This is a genomic window from Spiroplasma sp. hy2 (assembly GCF_044714365.1).
Classification (GTDB): domain Bacteria; phylum Bacillota_I; class Bacilli_A; order Mycoplasmatales; family Mycoplasmataceae; genus Spiroplasma; species Spiroplasma phoeniceum.
Window position 1 is genome coordinate 1 of record NZ_RXFZ02000179.1, and the last position, 1,993, is coordinate 1,993.

Annotated in this window: 2 protein-coding genes; both read right to left on the reverse strand. The window is 25.0% G+C overall.

The features are described 5' to 3' along the window. Positions 1-223: 223 nt before the first annotated feature. A complete protein-coding gene (locus EHV01_RS05090) occupies positions 224-1,240 on the reverse strand; it encodes a hypothetical protein (RefSeq protein ID WP_422066510.1) in 1,017 nt (338 codons plus the stop codon). A gap of 91 nt (positions 1,241-1,331) precedes the next feature. Then, positions 1,332-1,721 (reverse strand): hypothetical protein, encoded by a 390-nt coding sequence (locus EHV01_RS05095; protein ID WP_422066511.1) that lies wholly within the window; start codon positions 1,719-1,721, stop codon positions 1,332-1,334. Positions 1,722-1,993 lie beyond the last annotated feature (272 nt).

Below are 1,993 nucleotides of genomic sequence, written 5' to 3' on the forward strand. Positions count from 1 at the left end.
WATAGACATTAAAATTAAAAGTAATACAATCTAAATAAGTAAGTGGTATATTATTCCACAATTTCTAAGATATTAATTTAAGACCCTTAAATAATTTATACGACCAATTATTTTTTTCATTAATTATTTACCTCCATATATTAAAAATATACCTAATTTTAGGTATATTTTATAAATATCAAGAGTTTTCGACAAAATTAAAGGAAAAAATAGTAAACCGCATTTATTCAATTCCTAATAAATTAGAAATTACAAAACTTCCGATTAAATAACTAGAAACTGTTCCATAGATATTTGCAACAACTAATTTAACTCCAATTTTTTGTTCAATTGGTAAAATTGGTAAGTTTTCAAAAATATTTTCGTTACTATTAACAACAGGATGGCCATCAACAAAATATTTGGTTCATTTTTCAGGATCTCAGACCGTAAAAGTTAAAGTGATTCCTGCAATATCATGACTAATAATATTTTGAATGCTTTCTTTATCGTTTTTGTTGCTATATTCTTTTCAAATATTTTTTAATTGAACATTATAATGTGTCTGCACTTTTTGCAAGTAAGTGTTAAGTAAAACATAATAAAAAATTCCTTGATCAAATTTTGTGTTTTCATTATAATTTGCGCTAGTAGGATTTAAAGTCCATGAATGAGAATCTTTAAATCAATCTTTTACATTTTCACTACGCAGTTGGTCAACATATAATCAACGTTTTTTGTCATATAAATCTGATTTTTCTGAAATTGGATTATCATAATAAGATACTAAAGTTTCTAAATCAGTTACTGTTTTATTTTTACTTGTTTGATCTAAATATCAATTATATTTCTCAACAACCGTTGGTCACGGCTGACTTCTTAAATCTCGCGATGACAGTAAACTTTTTTTCATATATTCTAAACTATCTTTTGCTAAATTTTCTTCACTATGAATTTTTTTTAATTGCGACATAGTTAGTTGCATTTGTTTTAAAATATCTTTGTTTTCAATATTAATATTCATAATATTTTCTTTTGGGAAAAAAGTTGGTTTTACTCATGTATCAAGATTATAATCAAATAATGTGTTAACCTTACTATTTTCATCCAAAACAAGGCTATTAATAGTTTTCTTAATATTTTCTAAAATTTGATTATCTGAAATATAAGGTAAATCAGGGATTGGATTACATCCAATTGTGTATGTTACCGGAGTAGCTAAGATGCTAATTGCAGCAAAGACACTGAACAATTTTTTCATTCCTATTTATCTCCTTTACCAAGAATTTCACATTTGGTATTGTGTAATTACAAATAATAATATATCATTTTTATAAAAAAACAAGATTAAATTATCTTTTTTCTCAAATTGGGTGAACTTCGTGATCTTTCATCATTGTTGTTTTAATAATTTTATCACTTTTAATATTCATTGGTTTTTGAAACTCTTTTTTATTGTCTGTTTTGGTAACACCTTGGTCTGCTGCTTTTCAATCATTTAATGTTCCTCGTCGAGCTTTTGCATTTTTTCAATGCATTGCTAAACAATTATTAACTTCTAATTTACCGCCTTTTTCTAGTGGCATTAATGGTTCAATCACTCATCCAAATTCTGTTTCTTGATTTAATTCTCCCATTTTAATAAAAGCTCCTGCAATATCACGACGACCACCACGAGCAGTATTATCTCAAATTGCACGAATTTCTGGTTCTGATAATTTTGAAAGATATTGTTTCTTCATAAGTAATCCCCTTTTTAAATTAGTATTTTTTAGCTAACAGAAGCAATTATACACTATTTTATGTTATTTTCAATCTCTTAACAAAAAACGGTATCCTCTTTGTCCAAAATAAAAAAAATAATAAGATAAATATTATCTTTTTTTAAATCAAATATTTTTACAATAAAACTTTAATTTTGTCGAAAACTCTTGATATTTATAAAATATACCTAAAATTAGGTATATTTTTAATATATGGAGGTAAATAATTAATGAAAAAAATAATTACAGAA